Genomic DNA, 26,609 nt, shown 5'->3' with positions numbered 1-26,609 from the left:
GCGGTAGAATAAGCGGAGATGAGCGGCAGAGCGGAGATCGAGTGGTTGGAGGCCGACAAGGTGAAGATACGGCGCGCGCCAAACGGCTTGGATGCGCGTCTGATGTTGTCGGATCGATGCTACATGCGTGCCGAGTTTGCCCGGGCACAGCCATTCTCCGACCCATACCGATACATCTCGGCGCTCTTGCCCGATGGCGAAGAGATCGGCATGTTTCGCGACCTGAGAGGCATGGATCATGAATCGCTAGCGACTTTGGAAGCCGAATTAGACCGCCGCTACTTTATCCCCAAGATTAGCCGCATCAACTTGCTTCGTGAAGAGTTCGGGCTGCTTAAGTGGGATGTGGAGACCGATCGGGGCAATCGACTCTTCTTCTGCCGCAACTGGCGAGACAACGTTCACGAGCTGACTTCCAATCGCTATCTCATCTGGGCGATGGATGGCAATCGCTACGAGATTCCAGACTATGAAGCGTTGGACGAGCACAGCCATCGACAGGTAGAGCGTCTCTTTTGATGGAACAGCCAAAACGACCCAACCGCACCGTGGCGTGCATCGTCGTATTAGGCGCTCTGGCGGGCATGGTTGGATCGTGGATGCTCTTGGCTTTTCTTTCAGCACAGATTCTCTCCCGCGCGCAAGAAAAAGCGCCGCCCGACTCGATGCAGTGCGTCATAAATCTTCGAGCGCTCTACAGCGCGGCGCAACTGTACGCACAGGAGAACGACGGCCGCCTTCCGCTGGCCGATTCTTGGTCCGATGCGCTGATAGACAAGGGCGCTGACAAGACCGCGTTCGAATGCCCTCGATTGCGGGCGTCCAGCTATGGGTATGCAATGAACAGCGATTTGAGCGGACAGAAGCTATCGGAGATCGAGAATCGAAAGCGTACTGTTCTATTCTTCGAATCCAGCCTTGCAAGGCGCAATGCGCATGACAAAGTGGAGTCGCTCCCTAAGCCTTCCAGGCATCGGGGCGGCAATCTCGTTATCTATGCGGATGGGCGGACCTCCGAGATTCTGGACCAAACACAGGGTCGCCGCCGCTGATGTACGAACTGGACAAGTCTCTCTTCTTTCAGATCAATCACGGATGGAACGCGCCCTGGATGGATGCAGTCATGGTGGTTGTTACAACCCTCGGGCTTGGCTGGGTGCAAGGCGCTGGAGCGCTGGCGTTTGCGAGCATCGCCCAAATAGCCAAATCTCAGCCCTATCTAAGGCTCTATTTTCTGCCGGCCTTGCTGGTAGTCGTTGCCAGCGGCGCCGGGGCGCAAATCGTCAAGCGTCTGATACCGAGAGAGCGGCCTTCCAACCTCCCCGAAGCCATCGTCGCGCCGGACGAACGCATCTTCTACAACTCCTTTCCGTCCGGTCATGCGACCACTAGCTTTGCCATGGCCATGTATGTCTGGTCCATCACAAGAGGCACCCGATATCGCTCTTTTGGATGGGCGGCATGGGTGTTGGCCGCGCTCATTGCGCTCTCGCGCATCTATCGCGGAGTGCACTATCCGTCGGACGTTATCGCGGGAGCGGCGCTCGGCGCCGCGATGGCTTGGATATGCCTCCGATTCTACGCTCCGTACAAAACCAGCGCCTCTCCTGGCAGTCCCCAGGCGCCTTCGGCGGAATAAGGAGATTGGGGAAAACGGGACTGCGGTCTCGTTCAATTACAAACAGGGGAGGAAGCATCCAATGCAATTCAGGGATGCCCAACAGTACGTGGGTTACACCTGCGAGGTGGCTTACAAAGACCGCCACGGAGATGTGCTCAGAGAGACCATGCATATAGTGGACGTTTCGTACGTTCCGATGTACGGCCTCTGCATGCTCACGGACGTGCGGGAGGTGCGACTAGACCGCATTGTCGAAGTACAAGCGATCGACATGGCTCAGGCCGCTTGACCGCTTGCCAATCCGTCGCAAGGGCAACGCGCCCTTGCGACGGATCTCTTACCGTATGCCGTATCGAGATGGATTGACCGGTTCGCCGTTGACTCTGACCTCGAAGTGCAGATGCGGGCCTGTCGAATACCCCGTCGAGCCTACTCGGGCGATCGTCTGTCCCTGACTGACGTTCTGTCCGGCGGATACCAGAAGCGACGAGCAGTGCGCGTAAAGCGTCGCAATCCCGCCGCCATGATCGATGATCACGGTATTGCCGTAACCTCGCCGATAGCTCGCTTCGATCACCACGCCGTCGTCTGCGGCCACGATCTTTGTGCCGTGCGAGGCCCCAAAATCGACACCCGTGTGAAGCTTCGTAACTTTGGCAATAGGGTGCAATCGATTACCGTAGGGAGAGGTCGTGCGTCCCGCAACGGGCTTCACGAATCGCCCCGTCCATGGCGTCGCGGCCCGTGCGGCGCCGGCACTCGAACGCTGCATGGCTCGCAGCGCGCTGGCAATGGCGTTCGATTCCTGTTCGATCTCTCGCAGCTGCTGAAGATAGGTGCTTTCTTGCGATCGCAGTACTTTGAGCGCGACGCCCTTTTCGGTCTTGGCCGATTGGTACTGCGCCGATTCGACCTTCAAGTTCTTCTCTAAGGCGGCAATGCGTCCGACCAGTGCGTCCTTTCTTTTCTTGGCCGCCTCGACGGCGTTGCGCATATAGCGCACGTCGTTCATCAACTTCCGGTCGGTCTCCAATATCCGCTGGACGACATAGCCTCGGCTGCTCAAGTCGTTCATCGAGCGAGCGCCGCTGAGCACCGACACGTAACTGACTTGGCCGCTGGTGTAGGAAGATCGAATTCGACTGGCCAACAATCGCTCGCGCTCGGCCAATTGCTTTTCCAACGTCGAGAGCCTGGATTTGAGTTCGGCCTGTTCGGCACGAGCGTTGCCCAACTGATTTTGGGTCTTGTCCAATCGGTCGCCCGTAACAATAAGGCGGTGGTCTAACTCGCGAATGTCCTTTTTGACCTTGGTGGCTTCTGCGCGAGTCTTTCGAAGAGCGCTTCTAATTTGATTTTTCTTGGCTTCGGCCTCTTTCAGCTGTTTCTGAAGTTGGGTTTGGCTCTGGGCGGGCTTAGGGGCGGGCTTCTTGGTCTGGGAGATGCCGATCGATGCAACAAGCGTCAGCAACGAGACGAGCAATAGCACGAACGTCCTGTTCATAACGGGCCTCCTCGCGCGCCATTATACCGTCAACAGCCGCGCCCGAAGTTCTCCAATAGGATCGCTAGGTCGTAATCGTCCACGAATCCATTGCCGCTGATGTCCGAACGATGAGCGCCAGACATTCCGAAGTCAGCCAGCAATTCGGCTAAGTCTTGGTCGTCCACGCAACCGTCCTGATTGATGTCTCCGAACGGCGCGAGCTCGATGGCTTGTGCCAGAGCAACTCTTGACAAGACTCGGGGATCGGCGAACGCTGCCGGACTTCCGCTCAAAGCTCGATAGTCGATCGATCGTGCCGTTACGTTGACGCGGGTAATGGACGACTCAAAACAGAGCGCGTACACCTCTGCGTCCAGCCAATTGTGGGCGTCCCCGCCTATCGGCGTGATCTGAAGGTTGAAGAAGGCGTTGCAAAGGGGATCGAAGAAAAGCGGCTCGGCTACGATCCGTCCTCTCAGTTTGCCCGCGATTCGCTTGATTAAGGCGTCAAATGCGCCTAAGTTCACACAGAGGTTGGGCTGAGCGTTGAGCGTCCATTCGATCGTCTCAGCATCTATGCGCGAGCCAGAAAAGACGACCGGCACATCGTAAGGCAAGCCCAGATCGATGAGGTTGAGCCTTATGTCCAGCGAGCCCGCTTCCTTTGAAACGCAGATCGGATCGGCTTCTTCGTCCCTTACGTCGCCACCGCCGCTCAAGGCGCCCGAATAGCGATAGGTCAGCGCCCGGATGTCGAAATTGAGCGAAGCGGCATCTCGAAGATCGTCCATCGGCTCGCGAACGATGTTCGGCTCTATTGCTTGCCCCAGTTCGTCATATGCGCCGCGCCGCGCTTCAACCTCGAATGCGAGCGCGATGGTCGTTCCTAAAGGAAGCGAACGCAGCCCGATTGCGGTCGAACCATATTCGGACACGATTGTGCGCTGTTCGATCAGGCCGCCTGGCAAGAAAGGCAAAGAAGGCGAGGCTTGCCACCAGGGAAATCGCTGATCGCCTACACGTACTGATACGTTCGCCCTCAGTCCAAAGTCGTCCCTGAACGGCGATGGAAAGTTGGCATCCGCATACTGGTTTCGACCGACTAGCTTCTTGACCGATGTCATGGTTCTTCTTGCAGTAGCGCTGCCCGTTGACCATTCCAAGTTCAGATCAGGCAGATACTTCGGATCGATCTGAATGCCTGGTTTGTGAGGATTGATATCGAGCCAAGAAACGTCTGTCCAGCGCGGCTCGGGCGCGGCCACCAGTTGGACGCTCGGCGCATTGGACACATAGAGGCTTGCGGCCGAGTAGCGCGGTTGCCAAGAGAAAAGCTGCTCGTTCCAAATCCGAACCTGCATGAGTCGAGGCATGTCGTACAATGCGCCTGCTCGTCCGCCCTGCAGGATCGGCGATGCGTTCAAGACATTGTGCAGCCAATATTGCGACCGATCGCCCCCGTTCTGTTGATAGCCGCTCCAAAAGAGAACCATTCGACCGAACGCATCGCCGCCTTCCGTCAGTAGCACCGTTTGCAAATGGCCATAGCGAACGGTTCTGGGCGGGACGTCCTGATCGGCTCTCAGCTGGGCCCATTGAAACGAGTTGTATCCGCTGCCCGAAAGCACCTCGAAGTAAACGCCCGGGTCGAGCCAACCGTTCCATCCGCTGGCCCTTTGAGCAAAAAGAGGCACGACCATGAAAACCAGCGCGAGCGAGATGAGGCGTTTCATTTCAACATCCCCGAGACGGCGTCTAGAATGAAGTCGGCAATCGCCCGCTTGGACATCTTGGGCGAGGCCTTCTCCTGACCGTCCCTGCTCAATAGGATAACCTGATTATCGTCCGAGTCGAACCCGATTCCCTTTTGACTCACATCGTTGGCGACGATCAGATCAAGACTCTTCTTGGTCAGCTTTTCCTTTGCATTCTTCTTGACCGATTTAGTCTCGGCGGCAAACCCGACGAAAATGCGATCGCCTTTCTTCTTGGCCATGTGCTGCAAAATGTCCGGATTCGGCTCTAACTTCAGGGTCCAACTGCCCTCTTCTTTCTTGCGTTTGTCGGGCAGCGACTCGACCGGTCGATAGTCGGCGACCGCTGCAGCGCTGATGAAAAGGGAGCATGAGTCCCACTTCGATTCGACCGCTCGCAACATCTCTTTGGCTGTTGTTACGCGGATCGTCTCTGCGCCGATAGGGTCTTTCAAAGGCGACGGGCCCAGCACAAGCACAACGGTTGCGCCGCGATCTCTGGCCGCCTCGGCTAAGGCAACGCCCATCTTCCCGCTGCTTCGGTTGGCGATATGCCGCACAGGGTCTATCGGCTCGTGCGTCGGCCCCGCGGTAACCAGAACCTGCTCGCCTTCAAAATCTCTCTTGCCAGTCAAGATCGCTCGCGCTATCGCGATGATGTCCGCCACGTCGGCCATTTTGCCGTAACCCTCGTCGCCGCATGCCATCAGGCCGTAGGCCGGCTCGACGAACTGAACGCCGCGCGATTTGAGGGTCGCAATATTGGCCTGGGTCGCTGGGTGGTCGAGCATCTTCGGGTTCATTGCAGGCGCGACCGACACCGGCGCGTCTGTTGCCAAGAGTACGGTGCTGAGCATGTCGTCCGCCAAGCCATGAGCCATCTTAGCCAAAAAATCTGCCGTACAAGGCGCCACGACGATCAAATCCGACCCTTGCGCCAGCTCGATGTGCGCGATCTTGCCAGCAAAAGGCTCATCGAACGCATCGACCGTTACAGGGCGTCCGGTCAGCGCTTCAAATGTGGCGGGAGCGATCAGTTTGGCAGCGGACTTGGTCAGGACGACCGTAACTTCTGCCCCTTGACGCATCAGCTCCCGCGCTAAGTCTGCGCTTTTGTAGGCGGCGATGCTGCCCGTAACGCCCAGGCAGACTTTCTTGCCTGCGAACATGATCCTAGAGCTTCATGCGACTAATCCGCGACTTTTCGGCCACCAAAATGCTGCGCATGGCATCGACCGCGCGCTGGATGTCGTCGTTCGTTACTAGATAGTCGTAGAACGGGATTTTGGCCATCTCGTCCCAAGCGTTTTTCAGCCGCAGTTGTATGGTCTCTTCGCTATCGCGGCCTCGCTTTCGCATTCGGGCTTCCAATTCCCCCATGTCCGGCGGCTGAATGAACATCAAGACAGCGTCGGGGTTCTTTTCCTTTATCTGCAGGCCGCCTTGAACGTCGATCTTGAGCGCGGCGTCGTCGCCCGCCTCTCGAAAGGCCTCGGCTTCTCGCCGCGGCGTGCCGTAGTGATTGCCATGGACCACAGCATGTTCCAAAAAGGCGCTCTCTTGCACGAGTTGCTTGAACTCCTCCTCTTTGACAAAGAGATAGTCCACGCCATGCCGCTCGCCCTCGGCAGGCGGACGGGTCGTATAGGTTACGACTCGCTTTAGACGCGGCCAAGCCGACTGAAGCCGTTCGAGCAACGTGTCTTTGCCCACGCCCGCCGGGCCGGACACGACGACCATCAGGCCGCGCTGAGACTGTTGAACAACTGGGTTGGTCGCGCTCATCTCCTCCTCCTCCTGCGTTTAGCCATAGTTTATCACACCCGCCCTAACCCCACAGCAATCTTAACAGGGTTGGTTCGATCTGTTGTCTAATCGACTCGTTCGCATAGCCGATCCATCCGACATCGTGCCGAACGTCGAGCGGAGAGGCCAACGGCTTGCCTTCAAGGTCGGTTACGATGGCGCCGTATTCCCTCGCGATCAGCTCGGTGCAAACATCGTAGGGATGACAGCAGAGAGGTCGGCGATCCTTATGGAGGTCCCTAAACGCCCAAGGCCTCAGGTCGGCGACAAAGCGGTCTCTGCCAGAAGCTAACTCGAACAACTGACCGCCAGAAGCCATGTACTGGTCTTCGAACACCATCGGATTGCCGCGCGGGTCCGGCTCGACGACCTCCTTCCACAGTCGGGTTTCCAACTCTGCAATCCGATCCTTGCCTGCAGGGAAAAATTTGGCAAAGGAAGCAAAACCATGCTCGACGCCGGCAGCCTTGCTCGGGGCGATGGAAACTGCCCGAGATTCGCCCGTCTGAAGGTCGTGAATGTCCGATCGGGCGCCTTGACTCTTGACAGCCCAACTCTGATAGCTCTGGGCTTGGCGCGTCGTCGGAATCTCGGTCTGAACGGCGATCACAATGTGCTCCATCGTCGTTTCGTGCCCTAAATTCGGCGCGATGCCGCTCAGAATCCAGGCGCTCCGCTTGTCGTACATGATCTGCCGAGTGCCGTCCACTGGATCGATGATCAGCATGAACTCGGCGCGATTCAAGTCCGTGCCCTCGGGCAAAATATGCCATCCGTCCCCTTCGAATCCCTCGGCGATCAGCACGAACGGCGTTTCCTCTGCCCACTTTCGGCACTCGTCCAGCATCAAACTTTCAATGCTGGCATCGATGCCATATTGAGTATCGCCTTCATGGCTGGGAGCAAGCGTCGACATGGTCGATGAGCCGACCGTAGAGGACATCGTACGAAGATGCGCGCGCAATGTTGAGTGAAGCGACTTGAGCCGAGACAGGTAGAAGCTGGGATCTCGGCTCAATAGTACACTCATCGGAGTTACTGCTGTCCGCAAAGCTGCTTGTAGATTCGAATCACCTTGTCCACATAGGCCTGGGTCTCTTTGTACGGAGGCACGCCCCCATGCTTGCGGACCGCGCCAGAGCCGGCATTGTAGGCCGCCAACGTTAGGACGACGTGATCCCAACTGTCTTTTCGTCCTGTCTGGTTCCAATACTTTTCCAGATGACCGCGCAAAAGACGGACCGAGCCTGCCAAGTTCTGCTTGGGATCATACGCGTTCGAGACGCCTAAGCCCTTAGCCGTTCCGGGCATAAGCTGTCCCAGTCCCATCGCGCCCTTTCGAGAGGTGGCATTGGGGTTGAAACCCGATTCGGCCAATACCAGCGCCATCACCAACCGAGGATCGACCTCATAGTGGCAGCTATACGTCAAGATCGCGTTGGCAATCTCCCTGGCCTGCGCGTCGGTCAATCGAGGGTTGAAATGACGCACCGCGTTGTAATACTCGGGAAAATATCGATCAAGATTTGCTTTGAACGCTGCCCAAGAGACCCGCTCTCCTCGGCCGGTTACGTTTCCGCGACTGGTCAGCGGACGGCTGGTTTGCTGTCTGATCGTAGGCGGCTTCACCGGCGGTTTCTTTGTTGCTAGAATGACCGTCTTCTTTTTCTCGGCCTCTTTGGCTTCCCACAATGCGACCTCGCTTGCGACGGCCACTGCCAGGGCCCGATAGCTAGGCGCCACGATCTCGTTCTCGCGATCGAATTGGACAATGACCCGTACAGGCGTTCGACCAACCCCGGCCCACTCCGGCCACTGGGCGCATTGAAGGCTTACGCTCTTCCCGTCCGACGTCTTAAGCAGCACTGAGATTGCGCCGTCGCAAGAAACGGTGCCTTGAACAATGCCTTCGACTTCGATCGTGCAACTGCCCGCCAGAACGTCGATAGCGGCCGATGTCGTCAGGCCCTTCACGCCCTTCGACTGTCTTTCCTTTATGTATTCGTCCAATTCTTGAGACCCTGCGCCCAAGGCGGCCCATAGGCTCAAAATCAGTAATGTCGATCGCATAGATCCTCCAACAGGACTCTTATTTTCGGCGCCTGCCAAGATTTCCTGCCGTCTCGGAAGCCGAACCGTTGCAAAAGCGCCGTATAATATACTATGGGCTGGGCGGCCTTAAGCCGCCATTTGCCGGTCAAACCCGGCCGATAGGCCATAATTAGACTACGCGGCCTGTTGCGGTCGCAATGAAAGCAGGAGGATACTACACCGATGAAACGGATGTACAGGGCGTTGCAAGGTTTGAAAACCGAGAACCCGATGCGGTTGCCGTTGCGCCCCACTGGCGAAAACTTGATGCCAGTGCGCGGCACAACTATCTCGGCAGGTCTGGCTTATGAAGTAACCGACCGAATGATCGAGGACTTCGTCGCAGGCATTGTGCGACATCCCAAACTGAAGTCTTTAGAGAACGCTCGCTATCGGGTGGTGCAGATCATCCCCGAAATGACGTTCGACCGCAATGGACTGCCGGTTACGCCCGGCGCCTATCGGCTACAGATTTACAATTACGACCGCAACGAGCCCCTCGAGGTCATGGCGGATTTCCCCCGCGCTCGAAACGTCGAAGTCAAGCGCATGGAGCATCAGCCCGAATCGAGCTGGGAGGAGCACCTCCATGCCGTCGAGATCGTCCGACAGCATCCTAAGTTTGGCGAGCCGCTCCGCACAGGCCGCGCGACGACATCGAGAGGAATGCCTTCGGTTCTCGACTACGTCGCCGAGCCCGGAGTCAAGCGTAGATTTGACGCAATGCCCATCGGCGGCAAGCCTCCCGTCAACCGAACCGTTTCGGTCATCGTGCACTTTAACGACGCTGGCATCCTGTCCGGCAACCCCGATCATGCGGTCTATTGGGTCGATCTGGTCAACAATACGGTGGAGTTTGGCGATGCCTTCATCATGGCGTGCGGCGCGCCGTCCAGCGCGTGCGGATCGAACGGCCGAGGCCTGGCTGGCAACATCTGGATCGAGTGGCCCACCGGCAATCCCGTCTGGCGCATCAATACCACGCGACCGTCGTCCTCCTCGGGAGGCAGCGGAAGCGGGATAGAGATCTTCTCGGTCGATTATATGGGCAAGCGCGTGCTCAAGCGAGGCGGACTGCCCGTACTGAACGTCTACTACGACGGCAACGCCTGCGGACCCTACCGAGACTGGATGTACAACGAGAACTGTATCACCGCCACGGGCACAGACTTAGGTCCAGGCTACCGCTGGTCGAACAACCCCTCGACCAATATTTGCGACGTGCGGAACGATGCAGGCAACTTCACCGGAGTCGGCGTTTATGAAAGCGGCAACGAACTGGTGATGATGTGCGAGTGCTCCGCTGGTTGGTACCGCTACATCATGGAGTGGCGCTTCCATCGCGACGGCATCATCCGACCGCGCTTTAAGTATGGCTACACCATGCAGTCGTGCGTCTGCTCGGGTCGAACCCACCACGCCTATTGGCGACTTGACTTTGACCTGAACGGCACAGCCGACCACGTGGTCGAGGAGATTGACAACCCTACCCGCGACCCGCGCGCTCGATGGGATCTGATCCGAATGGAGAGCAAGCGATTTCGGCGGCCAGGCGTCGACCGGCGCTGGCGAGTGCGCAACACCGCCAGCGGCGAAGTGGCCGAGATCATCCCGAACGAGAAGGACGGCTACACCAACTGGCCAGGCACCAGCCCCGTCGACTATGGCAAGGGCGACCTCTGGGTGCTTCGATATGCCGGCAACGGCACTACCGATCAGCAGATCGACGACAGCGGCACCGGACAGAGCGGCACGCAAATCAAGATCGATAGCTTCGCCAATCGAGAGAGCACGGTCAACCAGAACCTCGTGGTCTGGTACGGCGTGCACCTTCGAAAGACCGGTTCGGCTAGCTATCCGGACGATTGGGACTGCCCGCCCTTGGGCCCCGACATCGTTCTTCGAAACTGGTAGCACCCAGGCCTTGTGCGTCTAAGTCCTCCGGCTCGGTCGGGGCAACCGCTCCGACCGAGCTTTCTTTCTTTGATAGGTACAATCCCAAACATGCGATCTATACCGATCGTAACGGCAGAACAGATGCGGCTGCTGGAACGAGCCGCCATGACGAGCGTCTCCTCGCTTGACTTGATGGAGCGCGCGGGCGAAGCGGTAGCAGGCGCGGCCCTCGAACTGATAACCATCGGACCCGTAGCAGCCATCTGCGGCAAGGGAAACAACGGCGGCGACGCCTTGGTCGCCCTTCGACTGTTGAAACAGCGCGGCGCCGATACGACCGCTTTCTTGATCGCGGCTCCTATCGATCTGTCGGACGACGCGACAATTCAGCTCGAGCGCGCTCAGTGTGCTGGCGTAGAGATTCGGCAAGGCATAGGGCCGCTCTCGGACTATTGTTTGATTATCGACGGCCTCCTCGGCACGGGCGCCCGCGGCAGCCTCGCTTCTGTCTATGCCGAAGCGGTTCGCGCTGTCAACCAAAGCGGCAAACCTGTCATTGCGGTCGATCTCCCATCCGGCTTAGACGCCGACACAGGAGCCAGTCTAGGCGAAATCGTACGAGCCGACATCACAGTTGCCTTGGGCCTGCCGAAATCGGGATTGTATCTTCAAAACGGACCGTCTCACTGTGGCCGCGCCTTAATCGCCGACATCGGCCTTGCAGCGCCAACCCAAGATGAGCGCATCGCGAGCGTCGTCCTCGATGCCAGCGATCTGTGGCCTCTGCATTCGCCCGATGCTCACAAGGGCCATCGAGGGCGGGTATGCGTTTTTGGAGGCAGCGCCTCTATGCCGGGCGCTCCCGCGCTCAGCGGCATCTCCGCCTTGCGCTCGGGCGCTGGGTTGGTAACGCTGTTCGTGCCCTCCGAAACACGATCGGTTACAGCCGCCTACTACCCGGAACTGATGACGAAAAGTCTTGAAGACCCATTCGATGCGAACACAGACGCGGCGATCATCGGTCCCGGATTGGGCGAGAGCGACAAGGCGAGAGCGTTTGCCAGAAGTCTCATTGAAGCAATCTCTGCCCCAAAGGCGATCGATGCCGACGGCCTCAATGCGCTGGCAGAGAAACCGCCGATCGATCTGATGTCGAACGCCGTCCTAACGCCGCATCCTGGCGAGGCAGCCAGACTCCTTAAGAAAACGGTCGAGCAGATCCAGTCCGACCGTATGCAGGCTGCAAAAGAACTCGCTCGAGCGTTCAACGCCGTCGTCGTGCTCAAAGGCGCCTGCACGCTGGTCGCCCAAGGCGACGAACTGTTCGCGATCCCAGTCTCAGAACCGGCATTAGCCACGGCAGGCTCGGGCGACGTTCTTGCGGGGCTGATAGGCGGTCTCTTGGCGCAAGGCCTCTCGCCGTTAAATGCCGCAATCGCAGGCGCCTGGCATCACGCCAAAATCGGCCAAAACCTGGCAAAGACGCCGGGTTTTGGCTTTACAGCCGATGACTTGAGCCGAGCGCTGATAGGCGGCCCCAAAAAGGCGCAGGTACAATAGAGCGCTATGCGCGGCGTTCTTGGCTCGACAATGATGGCTGCAATCTTGGTCTGCCAATGCGCATTCTCCCAAGACGAACCTTCGCTGTCTACAAAGCCGGACGTCGTACTGCTCGTCATGCCTCAGGGCAACGGTTCCGAAGTCGTTACCTGGACCTATGCCTTCAAAGCCGACAGAGAAACGGTCGATCGCCATGCGAAAGCCATGGGAGACAAAGCGGGCATGACATTGACTAACGTCAAGTCGCAAGAGCGCACTCTAGCCAACAATCCCAAACCTTCCGACTACTTGACCGTCGTCGAAGCGCAGGCATCCGGACTGATCGACACCACCGCCGGCGCCGCTTGGCTCGATCCCATTTTGGCCGCTTTTGCCGAATACGACACCCTTCGGATCATCGCGCTGCCGGCCGCAACCGTTGCCTATGCCGGCCCGTTGCAATTTGATTCCGATTCGCTCTCCATGCGATCGACGATACAACCAGGCGCATGGGAGTTCTTTATAAGGCTCAAGGCTCACGACCCGGCAGCTCTGACTATTCCGAAACTCGCGCCAAAAGAACCGCCGCCCCCCCCCGCCCGGCAGACTCAGCCTTCTCCTTACCTCTGGGCGGGGATTTTCGCCAGCTTTGTCGTCGCGACGGTCGTTTCAATCGCCGTCTATGCCACAATGCGGCGAAAACTGCATTCGAACGCGATAGCCCCAGAAAAATCCCGTCAATAGGAGACTTACGATCAATGGTAACGATGGAAGAACTGGTGTTGAGAGCCTTTGAACTGAAAGCGTCGGACATTTTCATCAAAGCCTATGGCCCCCCGACCATTCGATTGGATGGAAAAATTCAACCGTTCGAGGGCTTGGAGACGCTGTCGCCATCGGAATCCCGCGACCTCTGCTTTAGCATGATGTCGCACGAACAGATCGCGCGCTTTGAACACCGTCTCTCCATCGACTTGGCCTTTGCCGTAGCCGACGCTTGCCGCGTGCGCGCCAACGTCTATCAGCAGCGCGGCACCGTCTCCGGCGTCTTTCGTCTGATTCCGATCAATAAGCCTCAATTGGAGGAACTTTGGCCGGAAGACCCCCAAACGCCCAAAACTCTGGACGGGCTCTGCAGAGTGCGACAAGGGTTGGTGCTGATCACCGGGCCGACGGGATGCGGAAAATCGACCACGCTGGCGGCCATGATCGACCGCATCAACGACGTTCGCAAGTCCCATATCGTAACGATCGAAGACCCGATCGAATTTGTGCACGACGATAAGCTCAGCATCGTCAGCCAGCGCGAGGTCGGCATCGACTGCGAATCGTTTCTCGACGCGCTTCGATACGTGGTGCGAGAAAGCCCGGACATCATCCTGATCGGCGAAATGCGCGACCCAGAAACGATGCAGACCTGTCTGCAAGCCGCCGAAACGGGCCACTTCGTCTTCTCTACGGTCCACACGCCCAGCGCTGCGGAAACCCTGGACCGAATCGTCAACATGTTCCCGCCCCAAGACAAGAAGCTGGTGGCCGAACGACTGTCAAACTCCCTCAGAGCCGTTATGGCGCAAAAACTCGTGCCGCGCTCCGGCGGCAAAGGCCGAATCGCCGCTATCGAGATCATGATCAACACGCCGACCATCGCCAAACTGATCGAGGACGCCCACTTTGGCGAGATCTATCGCGCGATCGCAGAGGGCAGTTTCTGGGGAATGCAGACGATGAACCAGTGCCTGCACAAGTACGTTCGAACGGGCTTGATCACCGAGGAAGACGCCCTCAACTACGCAGGCATCCAGTCGGAACTGCGCCAGATGCTGCGGCACTAATAGTCGTCGTCTGGCGGCGTGCTGCGCTCCAGCGTTACAAACTTGGTGTAGTCAGGCTGAAAGCCAATGCGCACCTTGCCCGTCGGACCGTTGCGCTGTTTGGCGATGATGATGTCGGCCGTTTCGGTGCGGTCGTGACCTTCGACCGGTTCCTCGTCTTGGGCCTCCTTCTTGTCGTAGTACAGATCGCGATGAATGAACATCACGACGTCGGCTTCTGCCTCAATCGCGCCGCTCTCGCGCAGGTCGGATAGCAAGGGCTCGTTGCTGGTGCGCTTTTCTATGGCTCGACTCAGTTGAGAAAGGGCGATCACAGGAGTCTTAAAGTCGCGCGCGAAAGCCTTGAGCCCGCGCGCAATCTCCGCAATCTCTTGATTGCGATTCTCGGACCGATTGGCCGTGGACATGAGCTGCAAGTAGTCGATAACGACCAGGCCCAACGGCTTTTCGTCTCTCAACCTCCGGCACTTTGCTCGAATATCGAACATTGTCGCTGCAGGGGTGTCGTCAATGTAAAGCGGCGCTCGATCCAAGCGGTTGCACGCCTTGGTCAGCTTCGTCCAATCGCTGTCGCTGATGGCCCCCAGACGTATGCGCTGCGAATTGACTTTGGCCTCAGCGCACAATAACCTCGTAACCAACTGCTCCTTGGACATTTCGAGACTAAAGAGAGCGACCGCTACCTCGCCGCTGTGGGCAATGTTCTCTGCAATGTTGAGCGCCAGGCTGGTCTTTCCCATACTAGGGCGTGCCGCGATGATGATCAGATCGCCGTTCATCAGACCGGCGGTCATCCGATCCAGATCGCGAAAACCTGTGGGCAGCCCCATCATCCCGCGACCAGATTTTTGAATCAGTTCGATCTGATCCATTGCGGGCGTCAACAGCGCGCCCACCGACTCCAGCTTCTGGTCGTCCTTCTCGGAGGCTACGTCGAAAACCAACTGTTCGGCCTGGTCCACGGCATCTTTCGCCGTCAGTTCCGACTGAAAGACGATTTTCGAAATCTCTTGCGAAGCGAAGTAGAGCCTTCGCAGGATCGAAGCCTCCTTCACCAGGCGGCCGTAATGCTCTGCGTTCGATGCGCTGGGAGTGTAGTCGGCCACATGGGCCAGATAGGCCAAGCCGCCCGCATCTTCCAACGAGTCCTGCCGCTCCAACTGGGCGCGAACGGTAACGAGGTCCACTGCGTCGCTCCGTCGCGTCAGCTCCTGAATTGCGTTAAACAAGACGCGATGACGGGGAGCATAGAAATCATCGGGCTGCAGCATGTGCGAGAGCGCCTCGGCCGCGTGCATGTCCAGCATCATCGCGCCCAATGCGCTCAGCTCGGCATCCTCGTAATGGGGCAAGACGCGGTCTATGACGCTCATTTCGGGACTCGAATCATACCCTGAGTATAATAGCCAACGATGAGCGACCGGCGAGAGTTTGGATTTGAAACTCGGATGCTTCACGCCGGGCAGATTCCCGACGGAGCCACCGGCGCCCGCGCAGCGCCCATCTACCAAACCACTTCCTACGTCTTCCCAGACGCCGACTACGCCGCCCAGCTCTTCGAACTCAAACAGTACGGCAATATCTACACTCGGATCAACAATCCGACGACAGCCGTCTTCGAAGAGCGCATAGCCGCGCTGGAGGGCGCCGCAGGAGCGGTAGCGACCGCTAGCGGCATGGCGGCGCAACTGGCCGCCGTCATGACTCTTATGCAGCCCGGCGACCACCTGGTCGCCTCCTCCAAGCTCTATGGCGGCACCTACACCCAGTTTGTACACACCCTCAAAAAGTTGAGCATCGAAACGACCTTCGTCGATCCGGGAGACCTCTCCGCTTGGGAAGCGGCGATCAAGCCCAACACCCGCGCCCTATATGGCGAGACCATCGGCAACCCCCAAGGCGCCATTCTCGACATTCGCACTGTCGCGGACATCGCCGACGCCCATCGCATCCCGCTGATCGTCGATAACACCTTTGCCACCCCTTGGCTATGCCGACCTATCGAGCACGGCGCCACCATCGTCGTCCACTCCGCCACCAAGTTCATAGGCGGACACGGCGCGGCGATCGCAGGCGTGCTGGCCGAATCGGGCCAGTTCGACTATTCCAGCTACCCGACCATTTCAGAGCCGTCCGCTTCCTATCATGGCCTAAAGTTTTATGAGACGTTTGGACACTACGGCTTCCTAATGAAGGCACGGGCAGAGACGCTGCGCGATACGGGCGCCTGCCTATCGCCCTTTAATGCCTTTCTCTTGCTGCTCGGGCTGGAGACGCTTTCCATCCGCATGGATCGGCACGTCCAAAATGCCGTCGCCGTGGCCAAATGGCTCAGCGAACATCCCAAAGTCGCGTGGGTCTCCTATGCCGGATTGCCCAGCCATCCCGATTACGCCAAAGCGCAAAACTATCTGCCCAAAGGCGCCGGCTCGATCTTTGCCTTCGGCCTCAAATCGAACGAACCGCGGGAGGCCGGCAAACGCTTCATCCACAACCTGCAGCTCTTCAGCCACCTGGCCAACGTGGGCGATGCCAAGAGCCTCGTCATTCACCCCGCCTCCACCACCCATCAGCAACTTTCGAACGAAGAACTCGAAATGTGCGGCGTTGGCCCCGAACTGATCCGACTGTCCATCGGATTGGAGACGCTTGACGACTTGATTTGGGACTTGGATCGCGGCCTGGGCGCCGTTTAATCGCCCATAGGTATACTAAATCTGCTGATCTGGCCCGGGTGGCGGAATGGCAGACGCGGTGGACTTAAAATCCCCTGGGCTTTGCCCGTGCGGGTTCGAGTCCCGCCCCGGGCACCAGCAAACCAATCGCGATGGAATCGAACCAAACCCTTGTCCGAAGCCCCATGATCGAAGGGGCTTTGACAACCGACGTCAACCCCATTCTAATCGGGCAGATCGATTCCATCGCACAACCCGAGGAGGCGACTCGAATGTCGAGTTCATCATATGAGTTTGAAACCATCGTCTTAGGCGCCGGGCCGGGCGGATACGTCGCCGCCATCCGCGCCGGACAACTATCCGCCGAGATGGGCGGAAAAGTAGGCTGCATCGAAAAGGAGTTCTTAGGCGGCACCTGCCTCAACTGGGGCTGTATCCCCAGCAAGGTCATGATCGCCAACGCCGAGCGGTATCAGCACGTTTTGCACGCCAAAGACATGGGCGTCCAGGTCAATGGCGACGTTGGCTACGACTTTGCCGCAATGCAAGCCCGGAAGGAGAAAGTCGTAACCACCCTGCGCGGCGGCATCGCCAACCTCTTTAAGAAACATAAGATCGAACACATCGGCGGTACGGGCAAATTGGTCGATCCCAACACGATCGAAGTGATCGACGACAAAGGCGGCAAGCGTGCGATAACGGCCAAAAACATCATCATCGCGACCGGCTCTAGAGCGATCAAGCTTCCAATTCCGGGCTTGGACGGCGAGAACGTCTGGACCAGCGACGACGCGGTCAACGCGCCCTTTGTGCCCAAGTCGATGATTATCATCGGCGGCGGCGCGGTCGGCCTTGAGTTCGCCTACGTCTTCAACGCCATGGGCTCAAAAGTGGTCGTCCTGGAACTGATGGATCAGATCGTGCCCACCATGGACGCCGACATTGCCAAAGAGGCCGAGCGACAGCTCTCTCGCCAAGGCATCAAAATCATGACCGGCGCATCGGCCAAGTCCGCCGAGAGGGTCAAAGGCCAGTGGCAGCTTCAAATCGAAACCGGCAAAGGCGTCGAGATGCTCGAAGCCGAGTTGGTCCTGTTGGGCGTCGGCCGCAAGCCGAACATCGAGAACATAGGGCTTGAAGAGCTCGGCATCAAAACCCACCAGCGCGGCATCGAAGTCGATCCCTTTATGCGCACCAACATAGCCAACGTGTTCGCGATCGGCGACTGCACCGGCCGCATCCAACTGGCGCACGTGGCCTCGATGGAAGGCATCTTCGCTGCTGAGAACTGCTACGGCTTAAGCCGACAGATGGACTACAAAGCCGTGCCCAACGTCGTCTACACCGTGCCAGAAATTGCCAGCGTTGGGCTGACCGAGAAAGAGGCCAAAGAGCAAGGCTACGACCTGCGCATCGGCAAGTTTCAACCGGGCTCGCTAGGTCGGGCGATGGCGGTCAACGAGCGAGGCGGCATCGTCAAGGTGATCGCCGATTCTAAATACGGCGAAATTCTCGGCGCGCACATCTGCGGCCCTCACGCTAGCGACCTGCTTCAGGAGGCGGTGTTGGCCATCAAGTTAGAGGCGACTTTGGACGATCTGGCCGAGACGATCCACCCGCACCCGACGCTGACCGAAGCGCTGATGGAAGCCTTCCACGACGCCGCCGGGCACTGTATCCATAAGATGTGAGGAGCGCTACTCTCCAATCGCAACCCTTGTCACCAAGTTTAGCGTCAACGGTGCAAGGCAGGCGTTATCGCTACAGGCTTGGTAGGTCAATTCGATCAGAATGCGGCCTTCGCCGACATTAGCATCCGTCGCAACGGCAAAGGGCGCGCGTATGGCCAACTCGCCCTTATAGACCGCGAAATCCCCCTCGCGCTGGGCCAGCGGCATGACCGCTGGCTGCAACTCCAACGGCAAATCGGTCGAGAAGGTCGCCTGCAACGGCGTCATGTTAGGCGGCGCATGTCCCGGCGCATAAACCCGCCATCCTTCTGAGATCAGAAGCTCCAACACGATTGCGTCCGGTTCCAATCGCACGTTTGGCGCGATGACGCCGCCTTCCAGTTGGGGCACGGGCACAGCCTCCTGAATCTCCACCCCTCCTTGCTGCAACATCGCCAGCGCATACAACAGGCTTTCGCTTCCCTGCGGAGACGCTAGGATCAGATTCCAGACCGACCCCGCCGCTTCCAATGCCAGCTGACGATAGCGCGGCTCGTCGGTAACCAGCGCCAGATGCGCCAAGAACATCGTCGCCGCTCCGTTGCCGCAAGGCAAAGCCGAATCGTGAGCCGCCTTGGAACGTGCGATCAAAGTCTCGTTCGCCGATCCGGCATTGAAAAAACCGCCATGTTCGGTATCGGCAAACTGTTCGATCATCTCATCGGCCAATGTCTCAGCACGACGCAGATAGTCCAAATCCTTCGTAACTGCCGCCAATGCCACCAGTCCGCCGCCAAACAGCGCGTAATCTTCCAGGAACGCCGAAATCCCCGCCTCGCCATCCCGATAACGGCGAAGCAAGCCGTTCTCAACCTTCATAGTCTGCCAGACAAAGTCGGCAGCCAACTGGGCCGCATCGATGTAATCAGTACGGTCGAACGCCCCGCCCGCATAGGCCAATGCGCCGATCATCAAACCGTTCCAGCCGGTCAGCGCTTTATCGTCCAACAAAGGCCGCGGCCTTCTATCCCGAGCCTCCAATAAAGCCCTTCGTTCCGACATGAAGGACGGCAGCGCCTCAAAACTCTCAGCCCTCAGGATATTGCGCCCGGTCGCTTCGCCAGTCGCCTCTTCCAGATAATTTCCCTCCTTCAAAGCGCCAAACGCCTTGCAGAACGGAATCGCGCTATCGTCGGGCAAGACCTCGCGAATTTCATCCACCGTCCAAGTATAAAACCGACCCTCTTCGCCCTCGCTGTCCGCGTCGATCGAACAGGCGAACGCGCCCTCTCTCAAGCGCATCTCCCGCAAAGCCCAATCGGCCGCAGCCTCTGCAACAAGGCGAAAGACAGGCTCGCCCGTTATCGACCAAGCCTCCGCATAGGCTCGAATCAAAAGCGCATTGTCGGTCAGCATCTTCTCAAAATGAGGCACAAACCAACCCCGGTCGGTCGAGTACCGATGAAACCCGCCTCCGACCAGATCGTGAAATCCGCCCAGAGCCATCTCGCGAAGCGTCTTCAGCGCCATTTGTAGCGCGACCGGCTGTTCGGATGACTGCGCGACCCACAAGAGCAGGGGCAGCGCCATGCCAGGAGGAAACTTGGGCGCGCCGCCAAACCCTCCGTGCTCCCAATCAAAAGTTCGCTGAGTCTGCTCCAAATAGTTCGCCAAAACACGAATGTCCGGCTCGCCTTTGACTTCCGAAGCCTTAAAGTTGAGCGCAGAGCGCACAGCCTCGGCCACTGCGCTTGCTTCTTTCTTCAGCGCCAAGTAGTCCCGATCAAAGGCGGCCACCACGTTCGTCAGCACAGTCTTGAAAACGTCCGGCGGAAAGTAGGTGCCCGCATAGAACGGATCGCCGTCCGGCATCAAAAACACCGACATCGGCCATCCGCCTCGCCTTGTGATGAGTTGCACCGCGGTCATATAAACCTCGTCAACGTCGGGCCGCTCCTCGCGATCGACCTTGATCGACACAAATCGCTCGTTCAATATCCGCGCAATCTCTTCGCTTTCAAACGATTCGCGCTCCATCACATGGCACCAATGGCAGGCCGCATAGCCGACGGACAGAAAGATCGGCTTCCGCTCTGCGCGGGCTTTCTCAAACGCCTCATCGCCCCACGGCATCCAGTCGATCGGGTTGTGCGCGTGTTGCAAGAGGTAAGGGCTTTTCTCGTCTGACAGTCGGTTTGCCATATCTGCCGGAGTATACCGACTGTAACCGCGCCATGACCCAATACGTCCGACTATCGACGCTACCCGTAGGGGTTGACAAACCGAAATCCCATAGGGTATAGTGTCGTCAACGCTAAGGATGGCGCGCTGCTGGGGAGGATCCAAAGGAAAATCCGCAGCTTTATGAAGGCCAGGGACTGGCCTTCTTTCATTTGTAGCCCCCTATTAACCCAGCATCCCAGCCTGTCGCGCCGACTTCCACCGATCGTGAATCCACAAATATTGGTCCGGGTATGCTCGCGCATACCTCTCAATCGCGTCGTGAATCGACTGCATGATCGCCCGTTCGTCTGCTCCCAAAACCATCCGCTCAGCCTCCACTCTGATCGATCCGTCGGGCTTGCGGATTGCAAACGCCGTTACAATAGCCGCGCCGGTTCGCAACGACATTACAGCGGGACCCACCACTGTACCTACAGGATGTCCAAAGAAAGTGATAAACGCATCTCCTGCGTTCTGATCGGGAACAATACCGATCACCTTGTTGGCCTTGAGCTTGCTCAAGATGAATCGCGCCGCATTGCCGCGAGCGTGTACCGACATGCCCGCTTTCTCCCGCGTCTGATTGACCAAGTCGGTCGTCTCTTCGTCGTTTGTATCGCGCGCCACGACGCTAAAGTCATAGCCCAGACGGGCCATGGCCGAACCCATAATCTCCCATGCGCCAAAATGCCCGGTTACAAACAACAATCCACGGCCTTCTGCCAATGCCTCGTCGATGGCCTCTTGGCCGCAAAACTCGACTCGACGCCAAAACGGATCGTCCGACAACGAAGGCATTTTGAAGAAATCGACGATCCCCATGCCCAGGTTCTTGAACAACCGCCGAGCAATGGCCGATCTATCCTGCGTAGAGAGATGGGGAAAAGCGAGCGTCAGGTTTTGATGGGCGATTCGCCTGCGCTTCTTGCTCAGCCGATAGGCCGCCGACCCCGCCCCCCGACCAATCGAATAGGCAAGATTCCAAGGAAGCGCCCGGAACAAGATAGAAAAGAACTTGAGCGCATTTCGACCGGCGAACAGTTCGGCCCGCTTTATCAAACGCTTCTTACCCATCGCGTCTACTTATACCCAGGACTTGATCGACTAGCCACTGCTCAAACTCCGACGAAAACCTCAATTGCAACGGTACGACGAACGCGCGCCCTTGCTCCTCGGGGGTCAAAAACGCCAACTTAGTCGCATCTTTCTCGGTTGTAACGAGAAACGCCTTCTGCATCAACGGCTCTATATCTGGCCTTAAGTAAGTGTGATGGTCTCCAAAACGCTTAGAACCTTGATAATCGACGTTTAGAGATCGAACAAAGCCTTCAAACGCTTCCGGTTGAGCGATCGCGCTCAGCGCGATGACTGGCGCGCCCTCCGGCAATGGCGTCCGACCGTCGTCCAGGCGAATCGGCGATCCAGGAACCTTGATCGCATCGTCGTCCATTTTGACAACGCGGGTTGCTCTGGTCAGACCGTCCAAAGGCTCCCGAAGCGGCCCTGCAGGTAAACAGTAGTTGTTTGGCAGTCGAGCGGGCATCGCGCAAAGGTTGATGTCCCGATACAACGGCAAGTGCTGAAAACCATCGTCCATTATGATAAGCCGTGCGCCCACATCCACAGCGACTCTGGCTGCGGCAACCCGGCGGCGACCGACAACAATGAGCGCCCAAGGCAGCCGCTGTCGAATCATCGCCGTCTCGTCCCCGACTTCCTCAGCCAGAGCGCTTTCGCCAGGATTGATTACGGTCGTCTCATGCCGCTTCGAGCCGCCATAACCTCCGGTCAGAATCGCAATCGAAAGATCGGGAAATCGAACATGGAGCAGTTCGGCTATCGCGATCGTCGCAGGCGTCTTGCCGGACCCTCCGACAAGCAAGGAACCTACACATATCACCGGCGCCCCAACCCGTACCGGCCTCTTGAAGCCAAGCCGGTACCAAAGTTGATACGCCCGCCAGCCAAAGCGATAAAGAGCGGCCAGAATACGCAACAAGACAGGGGGATTAGGATTTAGCCAGACCGACGACCAATCAGTGCTCAAAACGTAACGATTCGTCCCTCTTCAACAGAACGGTAGGCGCCCAGAATCAGCTTCAACACGTCGATGCCGTCCTGGTGATCCTGCACGGGGCGCGTTCCGTTCTGCAGAGACTCGGCAAAGTGGCGCATCTCCTCGGCAAATACGTTGACAGCGCCCAACTCGATCATCGCGCCCTGATGAAAGCCGGTCGGTTGCACATAGATCTTGTTGCCGCGCCCGTAAAGCTGCCCCTTATCGCCGATCATGTGAAACTGCCAATTGCCGTTCGGCGCATCGTAGGCCCAACTGGTGTGAATCGCGCCGCGAACGCCGTTTTCAAAAGTCACCAACACCTCGGCGGTATCCTCGCCTTCTAACGAATTCGCGCTGTGCTTGCTGACCATCGCGCAGACGCTCTTGGGCCTCTGCCCGGCAAGGTGCAATAGCAAGTAACTGGGATGATAGCCGGTGTCGATCAACACGCCGCCACCCATGGTCGCCTTGTCGCCTCGCCATCCCCAAGCGCCTGGCGCGTAGTTGCGAGCCGTAAAGCAATCCATCGTGCGAACCTGCCATAGATGGCCGATAGCGCCCTCGTCCAACAGCTGCTTGGCGCGTCGCACTGCAGGGTCGAAGACCTGATTGTGGGCGCACATCAAAGTAACCCGATTTCGTTCGATGGCTTCAGTGATCGCGTCCGCCTCGCGTTCGTTCATGCAGAGCGGCTTCTCGCAAAGCACGTGCTTGCCAGCGTTGGCCGCGTCGGTTATGCAAGGCGCATGGAGATGGTGGGGCAGGCAGACGTCAAACGCGTCGATATCGTCTCGCGCCAGGAGTTCGCGCCAGTCGCTGACGGCGACCGCGTCGGGAAACCGCTTGGAAAAACGCGCGAGTCGCGCCGGGTCGGTGTCGCAAAGCGCGGTTACTTGAACGAGATCGGGCAACGCTTCAGCGCCCTGGGCATGGCCGTTTGCAATGCCGCCAGTCCCAATGAGCGCGATTCTCAGCATCTATCGACGGCGTCGCCGTGCCAAGGCTATCAGGCCGATTGCAAGCGCAGTCATCGAGGCAGGCTCTGGTACAGGGTTCATCACAAAGCCCTGCAAGCGGCCATTAAAGCTTCCGTATCCCGTAATGTGTCCAGCGTCGCTGATGCCCAATCCTCTCTGAAGCACCCAACTGGACGAAAACCGCACCAATTGATTGAGATCGTGCAGGCTCTCGCCGTCATAGAAGAAACCGCGGTCGCTGCCGTTGGGCATTGTGGACGAACCGACGATATAGCCGAACTCGTTAATGCCGTAAGCCCAGCTCTCGGGACCTCCAAGGGTGCCAATATCGAGAATACCGGAGCTGTGCCACATGGTAGCGGCATTGGCTCCTGACGCCTTTCGCGCAGCCCCGACGATCAAGCCGTCGCTATTGATGCCGGTCGCAATGGAGGCGCTGCCCCCCAACGATCCCAAGCCTGTTATCTGGTTCGTGGCCGGGTCCCAAATGAAAGCTTGATTTTGCCCCAAAGCGTTTCGGGAGTGCCCGACGACCTGGCCCAAACTGTTAACGCCGTAAGCTTCGGCAAAATTGCCGCCCAAAGTCGGCAATTGGCGCATCGTCGTGCCATCGTAATAGAAGGCGCGCGTTTCGCCATTGGCCAATCTGGAAGAACCGACGACCTTGCCGTCGGCAGTGATCCCTCTCGCAAAGCTCTCGTTGCCGCCCAAGGTGCCAAGATCGATCATCTGAGAGCCGTCATAAAGAAAAGCGCGATAAGTGCCGTCTGCGCGCTGTGCTTCGCCTGCGATCATGCCAGCGTCGTTGACGGCATACGCATAACTGCGCTGCCCGCCAAGAGTGCCTAGGTCGGTCATCTGACCATCGACCCATTTGAATGCTCGATAATTGCCTGCGGAGTTGCGAGAATAGCCAACAACCATGCCCTGACTATTCACAGAGCGGCCATAGCTATCAACGCCGCCCAATGTGCCGAGGGCGCGGAAACTATAAGGCTGAGCAGAAGCGCCCGCCACGAGCGCCGCCAAACCTGCGGCAATAACCAAACTCTTATACTGCAAGGACATCGAATCTCACCCCATTTTTTCGCAATCCTGCCTGTCCAATCCCAATCAACCCACATTATATACCAGACGACAGCGCAACGCGTTCCTACCGCTTGTGTAATTCGCCGCGCCCATCTCCGATTCCTTCTTGCTTCCCTAGAACTTTTCGTCGGGTACAACATGGACGGCCTGATGCTCGTCGAACTGCATATCGAGAACGTTGCCATTGTGGACCGGCTGAACCTGCGGTTCGGTCCTGGCCTCATCGCGCTGACGGGCGAAACGGGTGCCGGAAAGTCTATTCTGATAGACGCCATTAGCCTCGCCTTGGGCGACCGCGCCGATACGAATTTGATACGACAAGGCTGCGATCAGGCAACCGTAATAGCCGTTTTCGATGTCAGGCGCTGCCCCGTAGCGATTTCAATCGCCAATGACATTGGCGTCGAACCAGAGGACGGATTGCTCTTCCTCAGCCGAGAACTCTCGACCAACGGCCGGACGGGCGCCCGCATCAATGGCCGTCCGGCCCCCGTCTCTTCATTGAAAAAACTGGCAGAAGCGCTGGTTGATCTGCACGGCCAGCACGAGCATCAATCCCTCTTTCGGGTGGCGTCCCATTTAGAACTCCTGGACGATTGGCTCGGCGCTCCCGCCGTCGAGCTCAAGCACAAAGTTCGCGAGCTCTATCTGGCCAAGCAGTCGATAGAGGCCGAGATTGCAGAACTGACGCAAACCGGTGCCGAACGAGAGCGCGCTCTCGACTTGCTGCGGTATCAGGCTGAAGAGATCGAAGGCGCGAACCTAACCCCGGGAGAAGACGAAACTCTCGAATCGGCCGAGAAGCGTCTGGCCAACGCCGACCGCTTGGGCCAACTCGCAGCCGAAGCGATCGATGCGCTGGACGGCGAGGCAAGCGCCTACGAGGCTTTGGCTCGGGCGCAGAAAAGCCTGTCAGAAGCAGCGAAGCTGGACGACGGACTGGAGGCGCTCGACAGCCTCCTGCTCTCTGCTCTCGATTCGGCCAGAGACTGCGCCACAGCGCTTCGCCGTTATGCCGAGGAGATAGAAGCACAGCCCGAAGAGCTCGATAAGACCGTGAGGCGACTGGACCAAATACGATCGCTCAAACGAAAGTACGGCGAATCCATAGCCGCCGTGATAGCCTTCGGAGAAGAAGCCCGGCGCAAGCTGGGAGACTTTGAAAACCAAGACGAGAGACTGCAGGAGCTCAATAATCAACTCGTTTCGACAGCCAACGAGCTGACTCATACAGCCGCCAACTTGACCAGGATGAGAGCCGATGGCGCGACTTCATTTGCGACCCTCGTAAACGATCACCTGCAAGACCTCGGCATGACCCATGCGCAATTCGCAATCTCGATCGAACCCAAGCCGATCGATGTAAAGGGCGCCGATGCGGTCGAATACCTCTTCAGCGCAAACATCGGCGAATCGCCAAAACCCCTGACCAAGATCGCCTCGGGCGGCGAGATATCGCGCGTCATGCTGGCTATCAAAAGCGCGCTAGCCGGAGCGTCTCCCGTCGGATCGCTCATCTTCGACGAGGTAGACGCAGGGTTGGGCGGTCGAGCAGCAACCATCGTCGCGGATAAACTGAGTCGACTTTCCAAGAACTCGCAAGCGCTGTGCGTAACGCACCTGGCCCAAATCGCAGCGCGCGCCGATCAGCACTTCTCGATCGATAAACAGGAAATAGATGGACGGACTGTCGCTGTAGCACAACTCTTGTCCGGCGCAGAGCGCGAAGAAGAGATCGCCCGTATGATCGCAGGCGATACAGGCCAGACGGCCATCGTCCATGCGCGAGAGATGTTATCGGAAGCCAAAAAATGAGCCGTTTGCAGGAATCGACCATCAGCGCGGCGAAACCGCTGGAAGAAATGCATCAGATGGGGAGGAACTTTTC

23 protein-coding genes and 1 tRNA gene are annotated in these 26,609 nt (G+C 58.1%); 12 read left to right on the top strand and 12 right to left on the bottom strand.

The window, feature by feature from the left end; genetic code table 11:
- Nucleotides 1-18: 18 nt before the first annotated feature.
- The 4 genes from HUU60_04815 (at nt 19) to HUU60_04800 (ending at nt 1,910) form a co-directional block, all read left to right on the top strand.
- The gene (locus HUU60_04815) at nt 19-519 is read left to right on the top strand and encodes a DUF1854 domain-containing protein (GenBank protein NUL82033.1); all 501 of its coding nucleotides are present in this window, start codon (nt 19-21) and stop codon (nt 517-519) included.
- Nucleotides 519-1,052, top strand: a complete 534-nt coding sequence (locus tag HUU60_04810; protein NUL82032.1) for a hypothetical protein — start codon at nt 519-521, stop codon at nt 1,050-1,052. Before HUU60_04815 ends, HUU60_04810 begins: the two co-directional genes overlap by 1 nt.
- A complete protein-coding gene (locus HUU60_04805) occupies nt 1,052-1,639 on the top strand; it encodes a phosphatase PAP2 family protein (GenBank protein NUL82031.1) in 588 nt (195 codons plus the stop codon). The genes HUU60_04810 and HUU60_04805 overlap by 1 nt, the downstream gene beginning before the upstream one ends.
- 61 nt (nt 1,640-1,700) lie before the next feature.
- The gene (locus HUU60_04800; protein NUL82030.1) at nt 1,701-1,910 is read left to right on the top strand and encodes a hypothetical protein; all 210 of its coding nucleotides are present in this window, start codon (nt 1,701-1,703) and stop codon (nt 1,908-1,910) included.
- Between the two features lie 48 nt (nt 1,911-1,958).
- Here HUU60_04800 and HUU60_04795 read toward each other — a convergent pair whose 3' ends face one another.
- The 6 genes from HUU60_04795 to HUU60_04770 form a co-directional block, all read right to left on the bottom strand.
- Nucleotides 1,959-2,696: a peptidoglycan DD-metalloendopeptidase family protein gene (locus HUU60_04795; protein ID NUL82029.1), complete on the bottom strand. Its 738-nt coding sequence runs from the start codon at nt 2,694-2,696 to the stop codon at nt 1,959-1,961.
- A gap of 458 nt (nt 2,697-3,154) precedes the next feature.
- Nucleotides 3,155-4,840, bottom strand: coding sequence for a hypothetical protein (locus HUU60_04790; protein NUL82028.1), 1,686 nt, complete (start codon nt 4,838-4,840; stop codon nt 3,155-3,157).
- A complete protein-coding gene (gene coaBC / locus HUU60_04785; protein NUL82027.1) occupies nt 4,837-6,030 on the bottom strand; it encodes a bifunctional phosphopantothenoylcysteine decarboxylase/phosphopantothenate--cysteine ligase CoaBC in 1,194 nt (397 codons plus the stop codon). Before coaBC ends, HUU60_04790 begins: the two co-directional genes overlap by 4 nt.
- 4 nt (nt 6,031-6,034) lie before the next feature.
- Nucleotides 6,035-6,646, bottom strand: coding sequence for a guanylate kinase (gene gmk / locus HUU60_04780; protein ID NUL82026.1), 612 nt, complete (start codon nt 6,644-6,646; stop codon nt 6,035-6,037).
- 43 nt (nt 6,647-6,689) lie between these two features.
- Nucleotides 6,690-7,685, bottom strand: a complete 996-nt coding sequence (locus HUU60_04775; GenBank protein NUL82025.1) for an inositol monophosphatase — start codon at nt 7,683-7,685, stop codon at nt 6,690-6,692.
- A 17-nt stretch (nt 7,686-7,702) separates the two neighbouring features.
- On the bottom strand, nt 7,703-8,737 hold the full coding sequence (locus HUU60_04770; protein NUL82024.1) for a lytic transglycosylase domain-containing protein: 1,035 nt from the start codon (nt 8,735-8,737) through the stop codon (nt 7,703-7,705).
- Between the two features lie 204 nt (nt 8,738-8,941).
- On the opposite strand from HUU60_04770, the gene HUU60_04765 reads away from it, so the two are divergent.
- The 4 genes from HUU60_04765 to HUU60_04750 all read left to right on the top strand — a co-directional run bounded on the left by HUU60_04765 (nt 8,942) and on the right by HUU60_04750 (nt 14,028).
- A complete protein-coding gene (locus HUU60_04765; GenBank protein NUL82023.1) occupies nt 8,942-10,672 on the top strand; it encodes a hypothetical protein in 1,731 nt (576 codons plus the stop codon).
- 90 nt (nt 10,673-10,762) lie between these two features.
- Nucleotides 10,763-12,214, top strand: a complete 1,452-nt coding sequence (locus HUU60_04760) for an NAD(P)H-hydrate dehydratase (GenBank protein ID NUL82022.1) — start codon at nt 10,763-10,765, stop codon at nt 12,212-12,214.
- Nucleotides 12,215-12,220: 6 nt separating this feature from the next.
- Nucleotides 12,221-12,937 carry a hypothetical protein gene (locus tag HUU60_04755; GenBank protein ID NUL82021.1) on the top strand — a complete coding sequence of 239 codons (717 nt, stop codon included), beginning with the start codon at nt 12,221-12,223 and terminating at the stop codon, nt 12,935-12,937.
- Between the two features lie 14 nt (nt 12,938-12,951).
- A complete protein-coding gene (locus tag HUU60_04750; GenBank protein NUL82020.1) occupies nt 12,952-14,028 on the top strand; it encodes a PilT/PilU family type 4a pilus ATPase in 1,077 nt (358 codons plus the stop codon).
- On the opposite strand, the gene dnaB is transcribed toward HUU60_04750, so the two are convergent.
- On the bottom strand, nt 14,025-15,401 hold the full coding sequence (gene dnaB / locus HUU60_04745) for a replicative DNA helicase (protein NUL82019.1): 1,377 nt from the start codon (nt 15,399-15,401) through the stop codon (nt 14,025-14,027). The genes HUU60_04750 and dnaB overlap by 4 nt on opposite strands.
- Before the next feature lie 39 nt (nt 15,402-15,440).
- Here dnaB and HUU60_04740 point away from each other — a divergent pair, with 39 nt between their 5' ends.
- The 3 genes from HUU60_04740 to lpdA all read left to right on the top strand — a co-directional run bounded on the left by HUU60_04740 (nt 15,441) and on the right by lpdA (nt 18,394).
- Nucleotides 15,441-16,724 (top strand): O-acetylhomoserine aminocarboxypropyltransferase/cysteine synthase, encoded by a 1,284-nt coding sequence (locus tag HUU60_04740; GenBank protein NUL82018.1) that lies wholly within the window; start codon nt 15,441-15,443, stop codon nt 16,722-16,724.
- 32 nt (nt 16,725-16,756) lie between these two features.
- Nucleotides 16,757-16,841, top strand: a tRNA-Leu gene (locus tag HUU60_04735).
- Nucleotides 16,842-16,975: 134 nt separating this feature from the next.
- The gene (gene lpdA, locus HUU60_04730; protein ID NUL82017.1) at nt 16,976-18,394 is read left to right on the top strand and encodes a dihydrolipoyl dehydrogenase; all 1,419 of its coding nucleotides are present in this window, start codon (nt 16,976-16,978) and stop codon (nt 18,392-18,394) included.
- A gap of 6 nt (nt 18,395-18,400) precedes the next feature.
- Here the strand turns inward: lpdA and HUU60_04725 are convergent, their stop codons facing one another.
- The 5 genes from HUU60_04725 to HUU60_04705 form a co-directional block, all read right to left on the bottom strand.
- The gene (locus HUU60_04725; protein NUL82016.1) at nt 18,401-20,575 is read right to left on the bottom strand and encodes a DUF255 domain-containing protein; all 2,175 of its coding nucleotides are present in this window, start codon (nt 20,573-20,575) and stop codon (nt 18,401-18,403) included.
- 204 nt (nt 20,576-20,779) lie between these two features.
- On the bottom strand, nt 20,780-21,670 hold the full coding sequence (locus HUU60_04720; protein ID NUL82015.1) for a lysophospholipid acyltransferase family protein: 891 nt from the start codon (nt 21,668-21,670) through the stop codon (nt 20,780-20,782).
- Complete coding sequence (gene lpxK / locus HUU60_04715; GenBank protein ID NUL82014.1) at nt 21,663-22,643, bottom strand: tetraacyldisaccharide 4'-kinase; 981 nt, start codon at nt 22,641-22,643, stop codon at nt 21,663-21,665. The genes HUU60_04720 and lpxK overlap by 8 nt, the downstream gene beginning before the upstream one ends.
- Nucleotides 22,640-23,632, bottom strand: coding sequence for a Gfo/Idh/MocA family oxidoreductase (locus HUU60_04710; GenBank protein ID NUL82013.1), 993 nt, complete (start codon nt 23,630-23,632; stop codon nt 22,640-22,642). Before HUU60_04710 ends, lpxK begins: the two co-directional genes overlap by 4 nt.
- Entirely contained in the window at nt 23,633-24,700 is a 1,068-nt protein-coding gene (locus HUU60_04705) for a PEP-CTERM sorting domain-containing protein (protein ID NUL82012.1), read from the bottom strand.
- A 159-nt stretch (nt 24,701-24,859) separates the two neighbouring features.
- Between HUU60_04705 and recN the strand changes: the two genes are divergently transcribed.
- Nucleotides 24,860-26,536, top strand: a complete 1,677-nt coding sequence (recN, locus tag HUU60_04700) for a DNA repair protein RecN (protein NUL82011.1) — start codon at nt 24,860-24,862, stop codon at nt 26,534-26,536.
- The last annotated feature ends 73 nt before the right edge of the window (nt 26,537-26,609 follow it).

The organism is Armatimonadota bacterium (genome assembly GCA_013359125.1).
Classification (GTDB): Bacteria; Armatimonadota; Fimbriimonadia; order Fimbriimonadales; family GBS-DC; genus JABWCR01.
Note: the sequence above shows the minus strand (reverse complement) of the source record. Positions and strands in the feature narration are given on the sequence as shown.

Excerpts from the sequence above, each read along its gene's own strand:
- HUU60_04815 (NUL82033.1), top strand. The coding sequence starts at position 19 with ATGAGCGGCAGAGCGGAGATCGAGTGGTTGGAGGCCGACAAGGTGAAG.
- HUU60_04810 (NUL82032.1), top strand. The coding sequence starts at position 519 with ATGGAACAGCCAAAACGACCCAACCGCACCGTGGCGTGCATCGTCGTA.
- HUU60_04805 (NUL82031.1), top strand. The coding sequence starts at position 1,052 with ATGTACGAACTGGACAAGTCTCTCTTCTTTCAGATCAATCACGGATGG.
- HUU60_04800 (NUL82030.1), top strand. The coding sequence starts at position 1,701 with ATGCAATTCAGGGATGCCCAACAGTACGTGGGTTACACCTGCGAGGTG.
- HUU60_04795 (NUL82029.1), bottom strand. The coding sequence starts at position 2,696 with ATGAACGACTTGAGCAGCCGAGGCTATGTCGTCCAGCGGATATTGGAG.
- HUU60_04790 (NUL82028.1), bottom strand. The coding sequence starts at position 4,840 with ATGAAACGCCTCATCTCGCTCGCGCTGGTTTTCATGGTCGTGCCTCTT.
- coaBC (NUL82027.1), bottom strand. The coding sequence starts at position 6,030 with ATGTTCGCAGGCAAGAAAGTCTGCCTGGGCGTTACGGGCAGCATCGCC.
- gmk (NUL82026.1), bottom strand. The coding sequence starts at position 6,646 with ATGAGCGCGACCAACCCAGTTGTTCAACAGTCTCAGCGCGGCCTGATG.
- HUU60_04770 (NUL82024.1), bottom strand. The coding sequence starts at position 8,737 with ATGCGATCGACATTACTGATTTTGAGCCTATGGGCCGCCTTGGGCGCA.
- HUU60_04765 (NUL82023.1), top strand. The coding sequence starts at position 8,942 with ATGAAACGGATGTACAGGGCGTTGCAAGGTTTGAAAACCGAGAACCCG.
- HUU60_04760 (NUL82022.1), top strand. The coding sequence starts at position 10,763 with ATGCGATCTATACCGATCGTAACGGCAGAACAGATGCGGCTGCTGGAA.
- HUU60_04755 (NUL82021.1), top strand. The coding sequence starts at position 12,221 with ATGCGCGGCGTTCTTGGCTCGACAATGATGGCTGCAATCTTGGTCTGC.
- HUU60_04750 (NUL82020.1), top strand. The coding sequence starts at position 12,952 with ATGGTAACGATGGAAGAACTGGTGTTGAGAGCCTTTGAACTGAAAGCG.
- dnaB (NUL82019.1), bottom strand. The coding sequence starts at position 15,401 with ATGAGCGTCATAGACCGCGTCTTGCCCCATTACGAGGATGCCGAGCTG.
- HUU60_04740 (NUL82018.1), top strand. The coding sequence starts at position 15,441 with ATGAGCGACCGGCGAGAGTTTGGATTTGAAACTCGGATGCTTCACGCC.
- lpdA (NUL82017.1), top strand. The coding sequence starts at position 16,976 with ATGTCGAGTTCATCATATGAGTTTGAAACCATCGTCTTAGGCGCCGGG.
- HUU60_04725 (NUL82016.1), bottom strand. The coding sequence starts at position 20,575 with ATGGCAAACCGACTGTCAGACGAGAAAAGCCCTTACCTCTTGCAACAC.
- HUU60_04720 (NUL82015.1), bottom strand. The coding sequence starts at position 21,670 with ATGGGTAAGAAGCGTTTGATAAAGCGGGCCGAACTGTTCGCCGGTCGA.
- HUU60_04710 (NUL82013.1), bottom strand. The coding sequence starts at position 23,632 with ATGCTGAGAATCGCGCTCATTGGGACTGGCGGCATTGCAAACGGCCAT.
- HUU60_04705 (NUL82012.1), bottom strand. The coding sequence starts at position 24,700 with ATGTCCTTGCAGTATAAGAGTTTGGTTATTGCCGCAGGTTTGGCGGCG.
- recN (NUL82011.1), top strand. The coding sequence starts at position 24,860 with ATGGACGGCCTGATGCTCGTCGAACTGCATATCGAGAACGTTGCCATT.